Below are 20911 nucleotides of genomic sequence, written 5' to 3'. Positions count from 1 at the left end.
GGATTTTAACCCATAATAATGAATGAAAACATTATGAATGGGGTTATACCCTATGATAATAGGAGGCCACTATGGAAAATATAATATATATTGGGATGGATGTCCACAAGGAAAGTTTTAGCTTATGTGCACTACACGGAACAACTGGGGAAATTGTAAGAGAAGCACGATGTGCTTCAAATGTATCTCTCGTAAAAAAATTCGTTGAGAAACTGAAAACAAAATATGGTGAAGATATAAAAATTAAAGCTGGATATGAGGCTGGTTGTTTAGGGTATTCACTTCATAATCTTCTTGAACAAAATGGAATTGATTGTGATATTTTAGCTCCCACAACAATGTACAGTTCATCAAAAAACAAAATGGTGAAAAATGATAAATTCGATGCCAAAATGATTGCTCTTAATTTAGCAAATGGCACCTATAAAGAAGTATATGTTCCAGAAGAAGAGGATGTTGCCGTGAAAGAGTATATCCGCATGTTAGGTGATTTTAAAACATCTTTGAAAAAAATAAAACAACAGATAAAAGCATTCCTTTTAAGACATGGCTATGTGTATGAAGGGAAATCAAGCTGGACAATCGCTTATATGAAATGGTTAAAGAATCTTGATCTACAAGGATTATTCAAAGAAACGTTAGGCGAATACCTATTACAGTATGATGTTCTAGTCGATAAAATTGAGCGGTTCAGTTTGAGATTAGAAGAATTATCTCATCGTGAAAGGTACGAAGAACCAATCGCAAAGTTAAGATGCTTAAAAGGTATAGATACAACATCGGCAATGACTGTTCATGTGGAAATTGCAGACTTCACTCGTTTTCCCACGGCTAAAGCATTTATGGCTTATGTAGGATTGACGCCAAGCGAAAGCTCAAGTGGAGAGAAAATCAGTCGACGTTCGATTACAAAACAAGGAAATTCGACCGTTAGGTCTACTCTTGTAGAATGTGCAAATGCGTTGGTAAAAGGAGCAATCGGATTAAAATCGAAGCGAGTGAAAGCAAGACAAAAAGGGCAACGAAGCGAAGTGATTGCTTATGCGGATCAGGCTGTAGAAAGGTTACAAAGAAAATATTATCGCATGATATATCAAGGGAAGCCTAGAAATGTTGCCGTTACAGCTATCGCAAGAGAACTGGGGTGTTTTATATGGGGATTAGAAACAGGTAAAATTCACCGAAAATAAAGAGGGAAGGATATGAAGTTGATTGATTCATAGTTAGAAATCAAAGGTATCAATTGATGGCATAGATGAGCTTCAGAGATAGTGAATTACAGGTCTGGCTATCTATGACTCACCTCTTCTGGCATGGCTGAAATTCTGATAAACAAGCTATTTATTAGAATTTGAAAAGGTGTGATCCACGCAGTGAGATTATAAGAGCCTAACGACGAACCATTAACCTGAGGTAACCAATCCACGAATAACAGAGTGGTTAACTGTCGATAGATCTTATTTCTGAAGCTTTTGTATGCCATCAAGAAAAATATTATGGGTGAAAAACTATTGACAAAGGTCACTTCATAACAGGTGAGAATTACTTGATCAAATATAAGTATGTACTTGGAATATTTTTCGCTTGTCTTTTAGTTACTCTATGTCTTTACCCCTATTTACCAAATCGTATGGCAGTACATTGGAACGTAAATGGTGAGCCAAACGAGTTTATGAGTAAACAAGTTGTTGTAGCATTTATTCCTTGTTTTATTATTTTTTCATATGGATTTTTGTATATTATTTCACATAATATATTTAAGTTTAATCAAAGAGAGCATTGTATTATAGGTGGATTTATAAAGAAAATTACATTATTTATGTTGTTTATTCATATGCTTATTCTCTTGATTAATTTTGGAGATTTTATATTCTTTCAAACAGGATTAACGATTGGGATTAGTATGTTTCTTTTTATGCTGAGTAAAGAATTTAAGAAAATAAAAGGCAAAGAAAAAGATCCAATTAAATTACAAAAAATTCGTTTAGTAAGTAGACGGATTTTTCAAGTGATGGCATGTGGCATATTGTTTTCATTGTTTTTGAACTTAGAGTGGGGATTTTATATATTGCTTAGTGTAATAAGCTGTGGATCTATGTTGTTTATGTTCTATATTTTCTATTCATACATAATAGAAAGCTATGAAACTTGAAAAAGAGTCTTCTCATTTGAACTGACCCCAAAAAGTTAGACAAAGAAGTTAAGCGACTGATTGGATGTGAGTCCGGTATTGTACTGGACTCATTCCATTTAACTTCACTTTAATTCTTTTGTGATTATAATAATGAATATAATTCTCTAATTCTATCTTAAAATGCTCCATACTTTCAAAATCTTTAAGATAGAATAATTCAGATTTTAATAAGCCAAAGAAGTTTTCTATGACTGCATTGTCCAAACAGTTTCCCTTACGGGACATACTTTGGATAACCTTATGTTTTTTTAGTGATTGTTGATATATCTTCATCTGATAATGCCATCCTTGATCTGAATGAAGAATAGGAGTTTCTCCATCATTTAAGCGTGTAAAGGCTTTATTAAGCATTTTTGATACAAGTGAATACACAGGTTTATTTTCTATATTGTAAGCTATAATCTCCCCGTTATATAAGTCTAAAACAGGAGATAAATATAGTTTTTTACCATGGAGATGAAATTCAGTGACATCTGTTACCCACTTTTCATTAGGCTTAGATGCATTAAATTCACGCTTCAAAATATTCTTTGCGAATTTCCCTACTTCTCCCTTATATGAACGGTATTTTTTTATACGAACCATGCATTTTAATCCAATAATATTCATTAAACGACGAACTGTTTTATGGTTTAATATATATCCACGGTTACGTAATTCTAATGTGATACGACGATAACCGTATCTACCATAATTCTCTTCAAAAATCTCTTGGATTAATTCTTTAATGTTCTTATATTTATCTGGACGTTCCATTTGTTTAATCCAGTAATAGTACGTACTGCGGGCAATACCAGCGATTTTCACAAGATCGATGATTTTGTATTCGTGCCTTAATTCATAAATTACCTGTGCTCTGTCTTGATCTATGATTTGTTCTTTTTCTGAACTAAGGCATTTAACTTTTTTAAATAATCATTTTCCATACGTAAAAGTTCATTTTCTGCTTGTAGTGCTTCTATAGACCCCTCAACTAGCACTGTATCTTTTTTGGGTTGCACCTTAACCTTCTTATTTTTCATAGCTGGACGTCCCTTCCGCTTTGAACGTAGGGCATCCACACCATTTGAATCATAAGCTACTTTCCATCTACGAATTATTTCAGGAGAGGAAATATTAAAAATTGCCGCTGTTTCTCTAATAGATGTCCCTTGCGTATCCATATATTTAAGCACATCTAGTTTATACTGAAGCGAATAAGTTGTATAGCGTTTTTCAAAAGCTTTTTCTCCAAATGCCTCATATTGTTTGATCCACTGATAAATTACACTAGAATGAATCCCTAGAGATTTAGCAAGCCTTTTTCCACCATCTATTCCATTAAAATATTGTTTTACTATCTGTATCTTTTCTTTAGGAGAAAACTTTCCCATAAAAAAATACACCTCCAATTGTTAATTGTGTCTAACAATTGGGGTGCACATCAATTATGAGAAGACTCTTTTAATCTATTTACTTTGTAATAAATTGTTGTGTCCAGTAGTTGCCGCTTTCTACATAACCAACACCGATGTGAGTGAAGCCGTTATTTAAGATGTTTGCACGGTGTCCAGCGCTGTTCATCCAAGCTTGTACTACTTCTTCAGGTGTACGTTGGCCTTGAGCGATGTTTTCACCTGCAGATGTATAAGAAATACCAAATTTCTTCATCATGTCAAACGGAGACCCGTATGTAGGGCTGTTATGATCAAAGTAGTTGTTTTTTTGCATGTCTTCAGACTTAATACGTGCTACTTTGCTTAATTCAGTATCGATTTTTAGTGCTGGTAAGCCTTGCTTTGTACGCTCAGCGTTTGTTAATTCAACAACACGTTGTTCGAACTCGCTTAAAGATTTTGCTTCTTCAGCAGGCTTTTGCTCAGCAGGTTTTTGCTCAGCAGGTTTTTGAGTATTGTTGTTTTCAGCAGGCTTTTGAGCTTCTGGTTTTTGAACTTCTTCAGCAGGCTTTTGCTCGGCAGGCTTTTGAGTTTCTGGCTTAGCTGTTGGTTGCTCAGTTACAACATTTTCAGTAGGTTGTTGACCAGGAATAATGCAATTTGGTTGGAAGTTTCCTTGTTGCCATTGCGCTAATGACTCAACGCCCATAGATTGTAAGAATGCTTGTAATTCTTGTTGGTTCATTTGTTTCATCATTACTTTTGAATGCTGAATATTTTGAACCTTAATGTTAGATGGTTGTACTGTTGCAGCTTGTGCATCTAGAGAAGATACTCCTAAAGTAAGAGCTGTTGCAGCAGCTACAGATAATAAAACACGCTTTTTCATGATGTGTGTCCCCCTATATAAAGTTTTAATTTGTTTTCACACGATTTGTTTTTGACAGCCTGTCTGACTGACAAATTCATCGTAGCATACAATTTGCGAGAAAAAAGATGGAAAAAAATTCATAGACTTTAAAATTACCTAATTTATCCTAAGAGAAGAAGTGAGCAAAAATAAGAGAAATATAGAGTATAAAAGGAATTTATAGTGTTTTTATACTTGATTTTAAGAGGGGTTTTTGGATAAATTTACCTAAAGAGAAAATAAAGAATCCTATTGTATCAATGGTTTGAGCGATTTTTTGAGGAATATAATGGATTGATTTTTACAAAACTGTAATGTTTCTGTTGTTCTTTTTTATAATAAAGTAACATATTTTTAATGTTGTAGCAGACAAAAAAGCGGCTATCTCTTTACATAGACGAAGGAGATAGCCGTTTTCCTATTATTACGTATGTTACGAGTTAGTTTCAATTGCTTCTAATAATAAATCTACAATGTGAATTCCTCTCATTTTATGAGAAAGCCCTTCTCGCTCAATTCCTAATTTCATTTGTAATAAACAACCTGGATTTGCAGTAACAATGGTTGCTGCGTCTGTTTCATGCACACGGTCCATTTTGTAATCTAGAAATTCCATTGATAACTCTGAATGAACAATATTGTAAATACCAGCAGAGCCACAGCAGCGGTCCGCATCTTTCATTTCACGATATGTTGCACCTTGGATAGCCTCTAGTAACATACGAGGTTCAGAAGCTGTGCGCATAACATTGCGTAAATGACAAGAGTCTTGATACGTAATAATTTGCTGCGTGAGTCGTAAATCAGTTCGCTTATGGAAGTCTAGTTCTACTAGTATAGCAGTAATATCTTTAATCTTAGAAACAAACTGCTTAGCACGTTCAGCCCACTCTGGATCATCCTTTAAAAGATAATCATAGTCTACGAGGTAAGCTCCGCAACCACCTGCATTCGTAATAATATAGTCGATGTTTAAATCTTCGAATGCCTTTATATTTCGCTTTGCTAATTCTTTTGCTCCACTCTTTTCACCAGCATGTCCATGCAATGCACCGCAGCAACTTTGTGTTTTCGGAATAACGATATCACAACCAGCTAATTGAAGAAGTTTCATCGTTGCGTTATTTGTTTCTAAAAACATAGTATCCATTAAGCAGCCTGTGAAGAATGCAACTTGTTTTTTCTTTGTACTTTCTGCAGGTAAAAATGAAGGACGATCTTTCATTGCTTTCATTTTTGGCACTTTTGGCAAAATGAGATCCATCGTTGCAAGTGTTTCAGGGAATAACTTCATAATACCTGTTTTATGTGTTAGTGTTTGTAAACCAGAACGTTGATAAAATCCAATTAGTCCTGTTAATGTTCTCATTCGATTTTGATGGGGGAACAATCCTTCAAAAACGACTTTTCGAACAGCTTTCACTGGCATTGAGAATTTTTTATTTTGATTAATAATATCACGAGCTTCTTCTAATAAATGTCCATAATTTACACCAGATGGACAAACAGGCTCACAAGCACGGCAACCAAGACAAACGTTTAATGTATTTTCAACATCTTCATCTGGTTCGATTAAACCATCAACGATAGCTTTCATTAATGCGATACGTCCGCGCGGTGAATGTGACTCTTTATATCCGGATTGAATGTAGGTAGGACAAGTAGGTAAACAAAAACCGCATCGCATACAGTTTAGTAATTCATCTTCACTTAATCGTTCTTTAAATTCTTTTTGAATATTTTCTTTATTTAATGTGGTCATCGCTCAACCACCACTCTTTTTCGAGTGTCTTTCGCGAACATTTTTCCAGGATTCATAATGTTATTTGGATCGAAAGCTTGCTTTATTCCTTGCATAGCTGCAATACCTTCTTTACCTAATTTCATTTCTAAATATGGAGCTTTCATCGCACCAACACCATGTTCACCAGTAATTGTGCCACCAAGTTCAATTGCTTTCGTAAATATTTCAGCAAAAGCTTGTTCAGCTCGGTGCATTTCTTCTGCATTACGAGCGTCTGTCATACAAGTTGGATGTAAGTTACCGTCACCAGCGTGTCCAAACGTACAAATAGGAATATTATATTTTTTTGCAATGGCATTAATAGCTTCAACCATCGGAGCGATTTGTGAACGTGGTACAGTTGCATCTTCTAATATTGTAGTAGGTTTTAATCGTGCGAGCGCTGATAGTGCACTACGGCGAGCGGTACGAAGTGCATCTGCTTCCGTTTCATCTTTTGCAATGCGAACATCAACTGCATTCATAGAGCGGCAAACGTTAGCCATGTTTTCAATATCTCGATTGACTACTTCGGGCGGGCCGTCTTGTTCGATTAATAAAATTGCTTTTACATCTGTAGGTAAACCGATTTGTGCAAACTCTTCTACTACTTCAATTGTCGGTTGGTCTAAAAATTCCAGAGTTGCTGGAATAATTTTATTTGCAATAATAGAAGAAACAGCACGTGCAGCTTCATTAATATCTTCATAGAGTGCAAGCATTGTTTTCTTTGTTTCAGGCATAGGAACAAGTTTTAATATCGCTTCTGTTACCACGCCAAGTGTTCCTTCAGAGCCGATAAATAAACGAGTTAAATCGTAACCAGCTACATCTTTTGCTAATTTGCCGCCAGTACGAATAATATCACCATTTGGTAAGACAAGTTCAAGCCCCATTACATAATCACGTGTTACGCCATATTTCAAGCCGCGTAACCCACCTGAATTTTCATTAATATTGCCGCCGATTGTAGAAATCTTCATCGAACTTGGATCTGGCGGATAAAATAAACCTTTTTCTTCTACTGCTTTAATAATATCAAGTGTAATGACACCAGCTTGTACAGTAATTGTTAAGTTTTCTTCATCAATTTCTAAAATATTGTTCATATGGCGGAAAATAAGGACGATACCGCCTTCAAGTGGACATGTTCCTGCGCAAAGATTTGTTCCAGACCCACGAACATACACAGGAATTTTGTGAGTGTTACATACCTTTAACACTTCAGCTACTTCATTTGTATTACGTGGAGCAATGACTGCATCAGGCATTGCTTGGAAGTTTGGAGTGGCATCATAACTATAAGTTAAACGCCCCATATTGGATGTATCTACATTATCTTCGCCAACAATAGATACGAATGAATGAATAATTTGCTTTTCTAACATTGGAAATCCCCCTCAAACTGTTAACGTGTTTAGTTATAATAAACAACGTGGTAACAGTGCTTTCATTATAATGATAAAAAAGTAAAGGGATTCTTTCTATGTGTAATCATCTAAAGATTAATCTGTTTTATCGTTCTTTTTTGTATGATTATCTAATAGGAGGAGTGCGAAGTATAAAACGTTTAAGTCTTTGAATTGTTTTGGATCAAGTCCTGTATGCTCTTCAATCTTTTTTAGCCTGTAATGTAATGTGTTAATGTGTATATGTAATTGTTTAGCTGTCTGTTTATAAGATTGGTTATAATCGATAAATAAGCGTAAGGTGTGCATAAGCTCAGGAGATGATAGTAAGTTTTCGATGGTACGCTCTAGAAATTGTTCACGCGTTTCGGCAGAAATATCTTGTAAACACATTTCTAAACGTAAATCTTCATTAAATACAATTTGTTTCGTTTCCAATGATACAGAAAGAGCACGTAATGCTTGTTCGTAAGATATGTTCATATTGTTTGGGGTAACTGTTTGTCCAATCCCGATATATAAAGGAATAGAAAATAAAGCTTCGCAGTCTTGTTTTAATCGTTTTAAAAATTGGTATGTTTGCTCGTTGGAGCTCATCGCTGTAAATAAAATAAAACGATCATTTCCCCACCGAACAAATAGATGCTCTTTTGTTAATATATTGCGTATATGTTGCCATATTTTACGCTGGAGCATCGTGTCATTTTTTCCAATAGAAAACAAAATAAGTTGTTTCTTCTTATATAAATCAATGCCAAGTGTTTTGGCGCGATCGAGAAAACTTGGAGACCATTCTGTATTTTGAAGCCAATCAAAGACGAAAGCTTCATAAGAACGGTGCTCAAGTTCTAGTTGCTCTAAAAAGTAGTTTTCATGAATTAATAACTCGGTCATCTTACGCAATATTTCTCCATAGCGTGAAATATTTTCAGGTTCTCCTGTAATTCCAATAACACCAATTACTTCGTCATGAAATAATAAAGGAAGATTCATTCCAGCCTTTACACCTTGCAACTGCCTTTCATCTTCTGTTGTAATGATGACAGTTTTCTTTTGGTTAGCGCAGCGGAGTGCACCTTCATGAAATTGACCAATTCTTTCTGTATCTGTACTTGCAATAATAACGCCTTGTATATTAATAATAATAATATTCTCTGTAATTAGTCTGCGTACTTCTCGTACAATTTTATTCGCTAAATCAGGAAATAGCATAATTGACACACCTCAAATTCTATTTGTTGTACATTATATATGTAAATTGAGTAAGAAAGGAAAATTTCACACTTTCCACACATTTATTTGTTATTTTACAATTATAACGAAATCATCCGAAGATGGAGGGAATCTTTTGAGAAAGTATGTTTTTCTTCTCTGTTTTTTATTTCTATTAGTAGGGTGTCAAGGAAGTTCATATACACCAATTGCTAAAGATAAAAATGTTATTATAACAACGAATATAAAAGAAGGCAGCATTAGTTTTATTGATAAAAAAAATAAAAAGTTAATCACGACATGGGAACTAAATGAGCCAATGGCCGGAATCACACTGCTTCCAAACGGTGAGGAAATCCTTGTATACGGTAAGCAATTAGAATATATGTATGTATATTCATTGGCGGAAGGAAGGCAAGTGGAAAAATATAAAACTGGAAAGGGCATTGTAAATGTGGTCGTATCAGAAGATAAAAAGCAATTATTTGCTGCCGATCAAAATGTTCAAAAGGTAAGGTTCTTTACGATAAATGGGAAAGAGACAGGAAATGTTTCAACAGGAAAAGGTCCTATAACGATGGTAGAGTATCATCATCGGTTATCTGTACTAAACTTTTATGATACGAAACTAACGACAATTGATACGAAGAAAAAAGAAGTTGTTCAATCCTTTATGATTCCGCCAGCATCAACCGGAGCAACGATTAGTCCTGATGGGAAAGAAATATGGATTGGCGGACATGGTGATGGAAATCAAGTAAATGAGAAAGTGTTAGTGTATTCTTTACAGGGGGGAGAAATGGTGCGCTCTTTACACGCTCCATTTATGCCTGTGAATATAACGAAGGATAGTAAGTACGTATATGCACTAAGTCATGGTTCGAACACACTTAGAAAGTTTGATATTAGCACATATAAAGAAATAGCTTCTGTAGAAGTAGGATCGAATCCATTTGCATTTTTGGAGAGCGGAGCAGAAGGATATGTAGCAAGTTATGATAGTGATGAAGTGTGCGTTATGGATATGAAGAATTTGAAAATAAAACAAACAATTAAAGTCGGAAAAGGACCGTTTCAACTCATAGAGAGGGAAGGGAAGGATAATGAATAAATATAGAGTGCTAGTTGTAGATGATGAAAGTGATATGAGGCAGCTTGTTGGAATGTATTTGGACAACTTCGGATATGAGTGGGGAGAAGCTGAAAATGGAAAAGAGGCTCTTAAAAAACTAGAAACAGATCATTATGATTTCGTTGTATTAGATATTATGATGCCAGAAATGGATGGACTTTCAGTTTGTAAAGAAATTAGAAAAACGTCAGATGTGCCGATTATATTTTTAACCGCAAAAGGTGAAGAGTGGAATAGGGTGAACGGCTTACGTATGGGAGCGGATGATTATATTGTAAAACCGTTTAGTCCTGGTGAATTGGTTGCCCGTATGGAAGCTGTGTTAAGAAGATATACAAAGCAAGAACAGCAAGAAGAGATTCAATTTGGACCAATTCTTATCAATGAAAAAAGTAGACGAATAGAGGCGGATGGTGAGCCGATTTCTCTTACAGTAAAAGAGTTTGATTTACTATATTTTCTTTGTCAGCATACAGGACAAGTATTTAGCCGGGAACAATTACTTGAAAAGGTATGGGGATATGATTATGCGGGAAGTACAAGAACAGTAGATACGCACGTGAAAACGATGCGCTTGAAGCTTGGAGAAAGTGGAAACTACATTCAAACTGTTTGGGGTGTAGGCTATAAATTCGAGGTGTAACGTATGTTTACGATGGTACAAAAACTTTGGCTTACAGTAGTGTGTGCAGTATGTGTAACAGTGTCCTTTCTTTATTTCGTATCTTTATACTCATATGAAAAACTATACGTTGATAATTTAAAAGGTTCATTAGTAATGGAAGGGAAAAATCTTGCTGCTCAGTATGATAAGCGCGAAGGAATATCAATTTTTGAAGAGAAAGTAAGATCATTTGATCAAATATCTAGTTCAGACGTTCTTTTCGTGTCTAATCCGCGTGATTTAAGTGCATGTTTACCTTTTGATGTGCATCATCATTCTCTTATAAGTGAAGGAGATAGGCAAACGCTATTAGATGGGAAAACTGTGACAAAGATAGGATATGAAGAACATTTTGAACGTAATATTATGGGGGTTGTCATCCCTGTATTGGAAAATAAAAAATTAGTCGGAATTGTATATTCTTATATTCCTTTAAAAAGTATAAAAGACTTAATATATGATATGGGTCTTATTTTAGCACCACTAGCAATTGCTATGATTTTAATTACGATATGGGTTGGAAGAAAAATTATAATTGCAATTACGAAGCCGCTTTCGCAAATGGAGCGGGTTGCAAATCATTTGGCTACGGGAGATTTTTCGGAGCGGATTACCGTTTCTTCAGAGGATGAAATTGGACGATTAGGAAAAGCATTTAATAAAATGGCAAATTCATTAGAAACAGAAGATGTAAAGCGTAAGGAATTTTTAGCAAATGTTTCGCATGAACTTAGAACACCACTTAGTTATATAAAAGGGTATAGCGAGGCTATTTTAGATGGTGTTGCAAAGGGAGCTCAGCAGGAAAAAGTAACCCAGCTAATTCATAAAGAAGCAGGTCGTATGCAGCGTCTCGTTCATGACTTGTTAGACTTAGCACAATTAGAAGGTGAGCACTTTCCGTTAAAGAAGCAACCTATCGTTTTTTCACAGCTGATTGAAGACGTATTAGATACGTATGAGATTAAGTTTATAGAAAAGGAAATTCATATTTCAACCAATTTAAATCCAGAGGTCATTGTCATGATTGATGAGGATCGTATGCAACAGGTGCTTCATAATGTGTTAGATAATGCGATACGGTATACAAATCAAAATGGAAATATCGTTATAACTTTAGAGCAAATCGATGATTACTGTGAATTAAAAATAAAAGATACAGGAATTGGCATTGATATAGAGCATTTAGAAAATCTTGGCGAGCGCTTTTACAGAGTTGATAAAGCGAGAAGTCGTCAACATGGTGGAACAGGTTTAGGCCTTGCTATTGTGAAACAAATTGTTCATATACATGGTGGACAGTGGAAAATTGAAAGTGAAAAAGATAAGGGAACAACGGTTATTATTAAACTGAATGTACAGGATGAGGGGGCATGTTCTAATTTTTAGGGCATGTTCTTTATATTGAAGAAAATATTTATCCCGCTATTCTCTGGTCAGTAAGACCCTCACCTCAAAATTCAGCGGAAGCAAAGAAGTTAGGTGGAGGCACTGCTGCCCGTAAAAGCCCGATTGGTGAGGGCTAATAATCAGTGGGGGATGAACAAAACCCTCACTGATTAAAGTTTCACTTTATACGTAAAAATATAAATTAATATGTAATAAATATCGGAAATTTGACTATTTTATGAACAAAACATTTGTACTTCTTATCAATTCGGTCTAAAATAGTTATGATGCAAAGTTCTTATAAATCGTTTCAATTGTTGTTTGGAAGATACTGAGGTGATTTAACTGGAGTACAAATCTATTAAACCGAAAAAAATTTACGAAGAAGTATCTGAAGCTATTTTAACAATGATTAAAAATGGTACGTTAAAACCTGGTGACAAACTACTCCCTGTGCATCAATTAGCTGAGCAGTTTCAAGTTGGCAGATCTGCTGTTCGTGAAGCGCTAAGTGCGCTAAGAGCGATGGGCTTAATTGAGATGAAACAAGGAGAAGGTACATATGTGAAGAACTTCGATTCTTCTTCATTAACAAAATCATTAAACAATAGATTATTAATGAAGAAAGAAGATATTTTGAATTTATTAGAAGTACGAAAGGTGCTTGAAGTGGGGGCAGTTCGAGTAGCGGCGGCAAAACGTACGGAAGATAATTTACAAAATATGAAACATTGGTTAGATGAAATGGCAAAGAGCATTGGAGATGAAAAGGCTGGCGAAAAAGCTGATTTTCAATTTCATATGGGAATTGCAGAGTCTTCGCATAATAACATTTTGCTTGAACTCATGAATCATGTTTCAGAGATGATTGCTGAAACAATTGGTGAATCAAGACGCATTATTTTATATGGTGAACAAACGACATCAGAACGACTTATAGAAGAGCATCAAGTTATATATGATGCGGTGTTAAAACAAGATGTAGAATTAGCGCAGAAAGCAATGCTAGATCATTTAACAAATGTAGAACATATTGTCACAGGTAAAAACGATATAAATTCGTAATTTAATCTTTTAAAAATTTAATTTTCTGATAAAATAGAGAAAGATTAAGTAAGCGTTTTCTTTAGGAGAGGGAGAGGATAGGCCATGGTTGAGCCTATTTCTTCTCTACTCAGTCATCTGATGACCATATGTTTGTTGGCGAAGTTGTAAAAAGGGGGAGTAATAGTTATGAAAGTTACTTTATTTGTTACTTGTTTAGTCGATATGTTTGAAACAAATGTCGGTAAAGCAACAGTTGAAGTGTTGGAGCGTTTAGGTTGTGAAATTGAATTTCCAGAAGCACAAGTTTGTTGTGGTCAGCCTGCTTATAATAGCGGCCATGTAGAAGCAGCAAAAGAAGCGATGAAACATATGATTGAAACTTTTGAAGATGCAGAATATATTGTTACACCATCTGGCTCGTGTGCGACAATGTTTCATGAGTATCCGCATGTTTTCAAAGATGATCCAAAGTGGGCTAAACGTGCACAAAAAGTTGCTGATAAAACTTATGAATTTACACAGTTTATTGTAGATGTTTTAAAAGTTACAGATGTTGGTGCAAGTTTATCAGGGATAGCTACTATTCATAAATCATGTCATATGACACGTATGCTCGGAGTAAAAGAAGCACCAGGGATTTTATTATCAAATGTAAAAGGATTAACTGTGAGAGATTTGCCAAACGTGCAAAATTGTTGTGGGTTTGGGGGAACGTTTTCAGTTAAGATGACTCCAATCTCTGAGCAAATGGTAGATGAAAAAGTAGATAGTGTAATGGAAACAGGTGCAGATTATTTAATCGGTGCAGATTGTGGGTGTTTGTTAAACATTGGCGGACGTATTGAGCGTTTAGGAAAAGAAGTAAAAGTAATGCATATTGCTGAGGTACTGAATAGTCGCTCATGAAGGGGGAACATAAGCTATGTCTATGAAAATCAGTGAGAAAAAATTTAATGATCGCGTTGGTGATGGAATTCAAGATTCGTTTATGCGCGGAGCAGTATCTTCGGCACAAACGCGCTTATATACGAATCGCTTAAAAGCCGCAGATGAATTAGGAAACTGGGAAGAGTGGCGTGAACTAGGTGAACAAATCCGTCAACATACGTTAGAAAATCTTGATTATTACTTAATGCAGTTAAGTGAAAATGTATCAAAAAGAGGCGGACACGTGTACTTTGCGAAGACGAAAGAGGAAGCAGCAAAGTATATTCAAGACGTCGCCAAAAAGAAACAAGCGAAAAAAGTAGTAAAATCAAAGTCGATGGTAACAGAAGAAATCAGTATGAACCATGCGCTTGAAGAGATTGGCTGTGAAGTGTTAGAGAGTGATTTAGGAGAGTATATCTTGCAAGTAGATAACGATCCACCTTCACATATTATTGCACCTGCACTTCATAAAAATAGAACGCAAATTCGCGATGTATTTAAAGAAAAGCTAGGCTATGAAAATTCTGATGACCCGTATGAAATGACAAAGTTTGTTCGTAAACAACTTCGTGAGAAATTTATGGATGCAGAAATTGGTGTAACTGGTTGTAACTTTGCTGTTGCAAATACGGGCTCCCTTTGTTTAGTAACGAATGAAGGTAATGCAGATCTTGTTATGTCAATTCCGAAAACACAAATTGCAGTAATGGGTATGGAACGTATGGTTCCGACAATGGAAGAATTAGATGTTTTAGTTGGTTTACTATGTCGTAGTGCAGTAGGTCAAAAATTAACAAGTTATGTAACAGTAGCAGGACCAATTCAAGAAGAGGAAGTTGATGGACCTGAAGAATTCCATTTAGTTGTTGTTGATAATGGTCGCTCTCAAATTCTTGGATCTGAATTCCGTTCAGTATTACAATGTATTCGTTGCGCTGCTTGTGTTAACGTATGTCCTGTATATCGTCACGTTGGTGGACATTCATATGGATCGATTTATTCAGGACCAATCGGCGCGGTATTAACACCGCTTCTAGGTGGATATGATGATTATAAAGAGCTTCCTTATGCATCTAGTTTATGCGGAGCATGTACAGAAGCTTGTCCAGTAAAAATTCCATTGCATGATTTATTATTAAAACATCGTCAAGTCATCGTTGAGCAAGAAGGTCGTGCACCACTTGCAGAAAAACTAGCGATGAAAATGTTTAGTATGGGTGCTTCTTCAGCTGCTTTATATAAAATGGGTTCAAAAATGGCACCAGCGGCAATGAGTCCATTTACATCTGGTAATCGTGTATCAAAAGGTATTGGGCCACTTAAAAACTGGACGGATATTCGTGAATTCCCAGCTCCAAGTAAAGAACGATTCCGTGATTGGTATAAAGATCATAAGAAAGGCGGGGATAAATAATGACAGGATTAATTCAAAACCGTGATGCCTTTCTAGATAACATTGCAAAAGAACTTGGGCGCGCGCGTAAAACAGAAGGTGTAGAGCGTCCAGTATGGAAAAGTAATGTGAATATAGAAACGTTAAAAGATTATTCACAAGAAGAATTACTAGAAGTGTTTAAAAATCAATGTACAAACATTCATACAACTGTAGTAGAAACGACAAATGAACGTTTACGTGAAGACCTTCAACAAGTAATCATGGAAAACGGCGGAGGACCTATTTTATTATCAGCGGATGAGCGTTTTGATGCATATGGTTTAACATCTTTATTTAAAGAAGAACTTCCAAAGCGAGACGTTGAAGTAAACGTATGGGATCCAGAGAGAAAAGACGGAAATATGCGTTTAGCTGAAAAAGCGAATATTGGTATTGCATTTAGTGATTATACATTAGCTGAATCTGGTACAATTGTTGTACAAAGTCATAAAGGACAAGGACGTTCTTTACATTTTTTACCGACTGTATATTTAGCTATTATTCCACGTGAAACACTTGTGCCTCGTATTACACAAGCAGTTCAGGATATGAACTCACGTGTAGAAGATGGCGAGACAGCGGCATCTTGTATTAACTTTATTACAGGACCAAGTAACTCGGCTGACATTGAGATGAATCTTGTTGTCGGAGTACATGGACCATTAAAAGCAATATATTTCATCGTATAAAAGAGGGGAAAGCAGGCCAGAAAATGGCCTGCTTTTTTAGTAGAATAATGGATAATATGAAGTAGAAGTTCTCTCCTTTTTTTGCTATGTTTTTTGGGAAAGGAGAGGAAGGGATGTTCACTTATTTATATGCACTGTTAGCAGGGATGGTGTTTGGGTCTTTTTTTATGTTAGTTGCGATGAGGGTTCCATTAGGGGAGTCTATCATTACCCCGCGTTCACATTGTCATTATTGTAAATATGTGCTAAGGCCAAAAGAACTAATCCCCATCATTTCATTTTATATACAAAGAGGCTGTTGTACGAATTGTAAGAGGCAAATTCCGATTATGTATGTAGCATTTGAATGTATAACAGGAAGTATATTTCTTCTTACCGTGTATATGATTGGAATAGAACGAGAGCTTATTATCATTTTATCCCTTTTTTCGCTACTTCTTATTATTTCACTTACAGATTACTTATATATGTTAATTCCTGATTGTATTTTAATTTCATTTGCCGTTTTACTCATTCTCGAAAGTGTTTTTGTACAATTAGTTACTTGGACAGATAGTATAGTTGGTAGTGGTGTTATATTCATTTTGTTATATTGCATGCAAAAGATATATCCAGAAGGGCTTGGCGGTGGAGATATAAAACTACTTTCGTTGCTTGGGTTTATAGTAGGAGTGAAGGGAGTTTTTATCATTTTATTTTTAGCATCTTGTTTTAGTCTTTGTTTTTTCGGGATTGGGATCGTATTAAAGCGTATAGAAGTACGAAAGCCCATTCCATTTGGTCCTTTTATTAGCCTTGGGGCAATATGTTATGTATTGGTCGCATATTCAAAGTAGAGAGGGAATAGAAAATGAACGTATATATGGATGATCAAAGAAGTTGTCCGTTCGGGTATGTGCCGGCAACTACAGTAGAATGTACCTTACAAATGGTTCGGGATTATGGTGTGAATATTCTTTCCCTTGATTTTAATATGGGATGGGGAGAAAAAAGTGGACTAGATTTTGTAGAAGCCTTTTGTACAGAAGGGTTATATGTAAATGAAATTCACCTTCATACGAATGATATCATCGGTATGCATAAGATGAAACAAAGATTGGATAAGGGAAAGGAAGAAGGAGAAATTAATCCTTACCTTGTTGTTAAATATGTGGGAAGCTAAAAACTCCAAAGTAAAACTTTGGAGTTTTTAATGTTTCATATGTGCTTGTAAAGGAATAATCTCTTCTTGTTGAGCTGCTGCGATTTCAGTTTCTTCCTGTTGAACGTCAGGTGTTTTCTTAGTTAAGTAGTGGTATACCATACCGACAAATACTGATCCGCCAATAATGTTACCGATTGTAACAGGAATTAAGTTATGAATAGCACCTGAAAAAGAAATTGTCTCAGGATGCGGTGAAACTAAAGATAAAGCAAAGAGTGATAAGTTTGCAATACTATGTTCGTAACCAGATAAGAAGAATGTGAAAACAAGTAGCATCATGACCATTATTTTTGCTGTGTCACCTTTGACCTGAGAAGGTAAGAAGCAAGCAAGACATACGAGCCAGTTACATAAAATGGCTTTAAAGAATAACTGCATTGTAGGTGTGTTCATCTTTCCTTCAACGACTTTACTCATTAAGTGACCGTGATCAATTGCTTCAAAAATTCCAGTTGCGTAAAATAGTAAGGCAAAGAATAACGCGCCACCTAAGTTACCTGCGTAACAAGCAACCCAGTTACGCAGTGTATCAGAAATCGTTGTTTCCTTTCTTAAAGTTGCTACAGTAAAGTACATTGTGTTTCCAGTAAACAATTCAGCACCGCCATATATAATAAGTACGAGAGCAATCCCGAAAAACATAGAAGCAGCTAAATAAGTTGCTGGTGAATCCGCAATGTGAAAAAAATTACCTAATTTAAAACATAGTACAATAATAAAACCGATATAAATACCCGCAAGTGCAGCACGAATGAAATATTGCATTGGGTTTGTATCTAGCATTTTCTTTTTGCTTTTAGCCAGTTTGACAACATAATCTAGTCCTTGTTCTAGCATGAGTAATACGCTCCTTTAGTAAATCTTCTATAAATACTCCTTATATGAATAAAGTACATGGAATTGTTCTCACTTTCAATAAGTTTGTGCAATGTTTCACAAAAAGGACATACATATATTTAGAAAACGTTTACAAAAGATAGTATAATGGAATTTTTTCTGGATATTGAGAGGAAGAAAGCAAAAAGAAAAAGCGCTGTAATTACAGCGCTTTTTCGTCTAAATTCTTTTCTACTTTTACTTCTACTTCTTTTGAGAAGAACCAACCACCAACTGCGATTCCGACTAATACAATCCAGAATGTAAGCTTCCACGGAGTGGATTCTGGGAATGAATGTGGAATTACATTTAATGCAGGGTGTGCTAATGTATAAACTGCTAGCTTTACACCAACCCAACCTACAATTAAGAATGCTGCAGTTTCAAGTCCTGGTTTACGTTTTAAGATTTGTACGAAAGCAGTTGCTGCAAATCGCATAATGATTAATCCGATAAGTCCACCCACAAAGATAACAACGAATTGCCCAGTATCAAGACTACCAATTGTACCTAATCCTGTTTTTGGTAAAGTCATTGCTAGTGCAACAGCAGCTAAAATTGAATCAACTGCGAAGGCGATATCAGCAACCTCAACTTTAAATACAGTCCACCAAAAGTTCTCTTGTTTTTTCTTGGCTTCTTTTTCTTCAGTTTCTTCATCCGTATTCTTTTTAACATACGTTTTAAATAAGTGATTACCAGCGATAAACATAAGGTAGATGGCACCGATTGCTTGCACTTGCCATACATCGACTAAGAACGAAATCATAAATAACGATCCGAATCGGAAAACAAATGCCCCCGCTAATCCATAAAATAGTGCTTTCTTTCGTTTTTCTTCTGGTAAATGTTTTACCATAATTGCAAGAACAAGAGCGTTATCAGCCGCTAAAATTCCTTCAAGTGCAATTAGGATGAGTAATACCCAACCATACTCCAATAATAATGATACATCCATGTACATTCTCCTCTCATTTCTATAAGTTCTAAATAAGTGAAGAATTTCCCCACTATTTAGTTTCCCCATACTCCTGCCTATTAACTTTGGAAGAATCTGGAAATGAATACAAAAAAGACCTCTGCCGTTAATAGGCAAAGGTCTTGCTAGACATATGTAATGAAAATGCCAACAAAGCCGGAAGAACTAAGTTCTACGTAATGACGACTTTGTTTCCAAGAAATTTTCTTGGACGCTACTCCCCTTTGGAGATATGCTATTGTATTCTCATTATATGGATAATTTCTACGGTTGTCAACCTGTTAAAATATCTTCATTCGGATATTTTATTTTCCGGTTCTTTTTACGAGCAAATGAAAAAGCCAATGTTAAAGGACCCATTTTCCCAAAAAACATCATAAAGATAATAATAGCTTTTCCGATTATAGTTAAGTGGGGTGTTAAGTTCATACTGAGGCCAACAGTCCCAAATGCTGAAAATACTTCGAAAGCACTCATCAATAGAGGAACTCGCTCAGTAATACTCAAAATTAAAATAGCAAAAAAGATAAATGAAATGGAAATAATAGTAATAGTTAATGATTTGACAATGAGAGTATCTTTAATGGATTTTTTAAATACGACAATATCCTCTTGTTCTTGTAGAAATTTAAATACGCCAAAAAATATGATTAAAAATGTTGTTAACTTAATCCCACCACCCGTTGAAGCGCTACCAGCACCAATAAACATAAGGAGCATCATTAATAGGAGGGAAGGTTTTGACAATGTAGAAATATCAACTGTATTAAACCCGGCAGTTCGCGTCGAAATTGCTTGAAAATAAGAGGCTATTCCTTCTTCAAATGGGGTAAAACCTCTCATAGAAAGGGAGTTATGGAACTCGAATATAAAAATAAAAAGGGTAGCAATAATGTTGACGATTAGAGTAGAAGAAAGCATAAGTTTTGAATGTAGTGTAAGGTTTTTAAAGTTTTTCTTTCTTTTTATGTCTACGATTACTGTAAAACCTATTCCACCTAAAATGATGAGAGAGGAAATGACGAAATTGACAAGAATGCTATGGGAATGGGACATTAAATTATCGCTCCACACAGAAAAACCAGCATTGTTAAAGGCTGAGATTGAATGGAAAAAACTATAATAGATCCCTTTGGTAACCCCATATTTTGGTACCCACTCAAAAGAAAGAATTAAAGTAGCGATACATTCGACTGTAAAAGAGAATAAAAATAACGATTTGGCAAGACGGATGACGCCGCCGATATTCGTTTGATTTAATGCTTGTTGTAATAAAATACGGTTTTGAAGACCGATTTTTCTTCCGAGCATAATCGCAATTAAGACAGCAAAGCTCATAATGCCAAGCCCGCCAACTTGTATAAGCGCTAAAATGACACATTGTCCAAATAAAGTAAACATTTTTCCGGTATCTACAACACCAAGCCCAGTAACAGTACAAGCGGAAACGGTTGTAAATAAGGCATCGAGCCATGAAATGGACGTTGTCGTAGCAATGGGCAGTTTTAATAAGCATGTGCCGACAACTGATAATAGAAGAAAAGATAAAGTAAGAACGCGTGGAGGGCTCATGCTAATATTAATCCGTTTCATTTCACATATCGCTCCTTTCATTTTGCTTTGATTAGTATGTGAAAAAGCACTATTATGTATGTTGAAAATAGAAAGAGGCAGAGAATATC

At 35.5% G+C, this 20911-nt stretch carries 19 protein-coding genes and 1 riboswitch; of the genes, 11 read left to right on the top strand and 8 right to left on the bottom strand.

Features of this window, described 5'->3' with window-relative positions; all coding sequences use genetic code 11:
• Positions 1 to 71: 71 nt before the first annotated feature.
• Positions 72 to 1190 (top strand): IS110 family transposase, encoded by a 1119-nt coding sequence (locus MHI28_RS10655; protein ID WP_277548338.1) that lies wholly within the window; start codon positions 72 to 74, stop codon positions 1188 to 1190.
• 356 nt (positions 1191 to 1546) lie between these two features.
• On the top strand, positions 1547 to 2152 hold the full coding sequence (locus MHI28_RS10650) for a DUF1648 domain-containing protein (protein WP_000599008.1): 606 nt from the start codon (positions 1547 to 1549) through the stop codon (positions 2150 to 2152).
• A 48-nt stretch (positions 2153 to 2200) separates the two neighbouring features.
• Here MHI28_RS10650 and MHI28_RS10645 read toward each other — a convergent pair.
• From MHI28_RS10645 to MHI28_RS10625, 5 genes are all read right to left on the bottom strand, one after another.
• Positions 2201 to 3567, bottom strand: a protein-coding gene (locus MHI28_RS10645) for an IS3 family transposase (protein ID WP_327947199.1) whose coding sequence is annotated in 2 segments (ribosomal slippage) — positions 2201 to 3105 and positions 3105 to 3567 — 1368 coding nt in all. Because the reading frame shifts where the segments join, the coding sequence is not laid out codon by codon here.
• Between the two features lie 79 nt (positions 3568 to 3646).
• The gene (locus tag MHI28_RS10640) at positions 3647 to 4459 is read right to left on the bottom strand and encodes a CAP domain-containing protein (RefSeq protein ID WP_000747571.1); all 813 of its coding nucleotides are present in this window, start codon (positions 4457 to 4459) and stop codon (positions 3647 to 3649) included.
• A 454-nt stretch (positions 4460 to 4913) separates the two neighbouring features.
• Positions 4914 to 6242 carry a (Fe-S)-binding protein gene (locus MHI28_RS10635; RefSeq protein WP_000209615.1) on the bottom strand — a complete coding sequence of 443 codons (1329 nt, stop codon included), beginning with the start codon at positions 6240 to 6242 and terminating at the stop codon, positions 4914 to 4916.
• A complete protein-coding gene (glcD, locus tag MHI28_RS10630) occupies positions 6239 to 7651 on the bottom strand; it encodes a glycolate oxidase subunit GlcD (RefSeq protein ID WP_000890758.1) in 1413 nt (470 codons plus the stop codon). Before glcD ends, MHI28_RS10635 begins: the two co-directional genes overlap by 4 nt.
• Positions 7652 to 7768: 117 nt before the next feature.
• Positions 7769 to 8893, bottom strand: coding sequence for a CdaR family transcriptional regulator (locus MHI28_RS10625; RefSeq protein WP_003277264.1), 1125 nt, complete (start codon positions 8891 to 8893; stop codon positions 7769 to 7771).
• 127 nt (positions 8894 to 9020) lie between these two features.
• On the opposite strand from MHI28_RS10625, the gene MHI28_RS10620 reads away from it, so the two are divergent.
• The 9 genes from MHI28_RS10620 to MHI28_RS10580 all read left to right on the top strand — a co-directional run bounded on the left by MHI28_RS10620 (position 9021) and on the right by MHI28_RS10580 (position 17332).
• The gene (locus MHI28_RS10620) at positions 9021 to 9995 is read left to right on the top strand and encodes a YncE family protein (protein ID WP_001234157.1); all 975 of its coding nucleotides are present in this window, start codon (positions 9021 to 9023) and stop codon (positions 9993 to 9995) included.
• Positions 9988 to 10659 carry a response regulator transcription factor gene (locus MHI28_RS10615; protein WP_001046396.1) on the top strand — a complete coding sequence of 224 codons (672 nt, stop codon included), beginning with the start codon at positions 9988 to 9990 and terminating at the stop codon, positions 10657 to 10659. The genes MHI28_RS10620 and MHI28_RS10615 overlap by 8 nt, the downstream gene beginning before the upstream one ends.
• A 3-nt stretch (positions 10660 to 10662) precedes the next feature.
• Entirely contained in the window at positions 10663 to 12069 is a 1407-nt protein-coding gene (locus tag MHI28_RS10610) for a sensor histidine kinase (RefSeq protein ID WP_000494813.1), read from the top strand.
• A gap of 375 nt (positions 12070 to 12444) precedes the next feature.
• Positions 12445 to 13134, top strand: coding sequence for a FadR/GntR family transcriptional regulator (locus MHI28_RS10605; protein WP_254894088.1), 690 nt, complete (start codon positions 12445 to 12447; stop codon positions 13132 to 13134).
• Positions 13135 to 13302: 168 nt separating this feature from the next.
• Positions 13303 to 14022 carry a (Fe-S)-binding protein gene (locus MHI28_RS10600; protein ID WP_000869152.1) on the top strand — a complete coding sequence of 240 codons (720 nt, stop codon included), beginning with the start codon at positions 13303 to 13305 and terminating at the stop codon, positions 14020 to 14022.
• A gap of 16 nt (positions 14023 to 14038) precedes the next feature.
• On the top strand, positions 14039 to 15460 hold the full coding sequence (locus MHI28_RS10595) for a LutB/LldF family L-lactate oxidation iron-sulfur protein (protein WP_000061929.1): 1422 nt from the start codon (positions 14039 to 14041) through the stop codon (positions 15458 to 15460).
• Positions 15460 to 16170 (top strand): LutC/YkgG family protein, encoded by a 711-nt coding sequence (locus MHI28_RS10590; RefSeq protein WP_000147194.1) that lies wholly within the window; start codon positions 15460 to 15462, stop codon positions 16168 to 16170. The genes MHI28_RS10595 and MHI28_RS10590 overlap by 1 nt, the downstream gene beginning before the upstream one ends.
• 113 nt (positions 16171 to 16283) lie before the next feature.
• Positions 16284 to 17006 (top strand): prepilin peptidase, encoded by a 723-nt coding sequence (locus MHI28_RS10585; protein WP_000495721.1) that lies wholly within the window; start codon positions 16284 to 16286, stop codon positions 17004 to 17006.
• Between the two features lie 14 nt (positions 17007 to 17020).
• Complete coding sequence (locus tag MHI28_RS10580) at positions 17021 to 17332, top strand: cyclic-phosphate processing receiver domain-containing protein (protein WP_001103767.1); 312 nt, start codon at positions 17021 to 17023, stop codon at positions 17330 to 17332.
• A gap of 27 nt (positions 17333 to 17359) precedes the next feature.
• Here MHI28_RS10580 and MHI28_RS10575 read toward each other — a convergent pair whose 3' ends face one another.
• The 3 genes from MHI28_RS10575 to MHI28_RS10565 all read right to left on the bottom strand — a co-directional run bounded on the left by MHI28_RS10575 (position 17360) and on the right by MHI28_RS10565 (position 20822).
• A complete protein-coding gene (locus tag MHI28_RS10575) occupies positions 17360 to 18211 on the bottom strand; it encodes a formate/nitrite transporter family protein (protein WP_000893035.1) in 852 nt (283 codons plus the stop codon).
• 202 nt (positions 18212 to 18413) lie between these two features.
• Entirely contained in the window at positions 18414 to 19208 is a 795-nt protein-coding gene (locus MHI28_RS10570; protein WP_000383326.1) for a TerC family protein, read from the bottom strand.
• A gap of 82 nt (positions 19209 to 19290) precedes the next feature.
• A riboswitch (yybP-ykoY riboswitch) is annotated at positions 19291 to 19464 on the bottom strand.
• A gap of 38 nt (positions 19465 to 19502) precedes the next feature.
• Complete coding sequence (locus tag MHI28_RS10565; RefSeq protein WP_000822358.1) at positions 19503 to 20822, bottom strand: TrkH family potassium uptake protein; 1320 nt, start codon at positions 20820 to 20822, stop codon at positions 19503 to 19505.
• Positions 20823 to 20911 lie beyond the last annotated feature (89 nt).

This window comes from Bacillus sp. FSL K6-0268 (genome assembly GCF_038005425.1).
In the GTDB taxonomy this organism is placed as follows: Bacteria; Bacillota; Bacilli; order Bacillales; family Bacillaceae_G; genus Bacillus_A; species Bacillus_A thuringiensis_S.
This window is presented reverse-complemented; position numbering and strand designations above follow the sequence as displayed.

What these genes read in the sequence shown, in the direction of transcription:
- MHI28_RS10655 (WP_277548338.1), top strand. Translation starts at nt 72, where the DNA reads ATGGAAAATATAATATATATTGGGATGGATGTCCACAAGGAAAGTTTT.
- MHI28_RS10640 (WP_000747571.1), bottom strand. Translation starts at nt 4,459, where the DNA reads ATGAAAAAGCGTGTTTTATTATCTGTAGCTGCTGCAACAGCTCTTACT.
- MHI28_RS10635 (WP_000209615.1), bottom strand. Translation starts at nt 6,242, where the DNA reads ATGACCACATTAAATAAAGAAAATATTCAAAAAGAATTTAAAGAACGA.
- glcD (WP_000890758.1), bottom strand. Translation starts at nt 7,651, where the DNA reads ATGTTAGAAAAGCAAATTATTCATTCATTCGTATCTATTGTTGGCGAA.
- MHI28_RS10615 (WP_001046396.1), top strand. Translation starts at nt 9,988, where the DNA reads ATGAATAAATATAGAGTGCTAGTTGTAGATGATGAAAGTGATATGAGG.
- MHI28_RS10610 (WP_000494813.1), top strand. Translation starts at nt 10,663, where the DNA reads ATGTTTACGATGGTACAAAAACTTTGGCTTACAGTAGTGTGTGCAGTA.
- MHI28_RS10600 (WP_000869152.1), top strand. Translation starts at nt 13,303, where the DNA reads ATGAAAGTTACTTTATTTGTTACTTGTTTAGTCGATATGTTTGAAACA.
- MHI28_RS10595 (WP_000061929.1), top strand. Translation starts at nt 14,039, where the DNA reads ATGTCTATGAAAATCAGTGAGAAAAAATTTAATGATCGCGTTGGTGAT.
- MHI28_RS10590 (WP_000147194.1), top strand. Translation starts at nt 15,460, where the DNA reads ATGACAGGATTAATTCAAAACCGTGATGCCTTTCTAGATAACATTGCA.
- MHI28_RS10585 (WP_000495721.1), top strand. Translation starts at nt 16,284, where the DNA reads ATGTTCACTTATTTATATGCACTGTTAGCAGGGATGGTGTTTGGGTCT.
- MHI28_RS10580 (WP_001103767.1), top strand. Translation starts at nt 17,021, where the DNA reads ATGAACGTATATATGGATGATCAAAGAAGTTGTCCGTTCGGGTATGTG.
- MHI28_RS10575 (WP_000893035.1), bottom strand. Translation starts at nt 18,211, where the DNA reads ATGCTAGAACAAGGACTAGATTATGTTGTCAAACTGGCTAAAAGCAAA.
- MHI28_RS10570 (WP_000383326.1), bottom strand. Translation starts at nt 19,208, where the DNA reads ATGGATGTATCATTATTATTGGAGTATGGTTGGGTATTACTCATCCTA.
- MHI28_RS10565 (WP_000822358.1), bottom strand. Translation starts at nt 20,822, where the DNA reads ATGAAACGGATTAATATTAGCATGAGCCCTCCACGCGTTCTTACTTTA.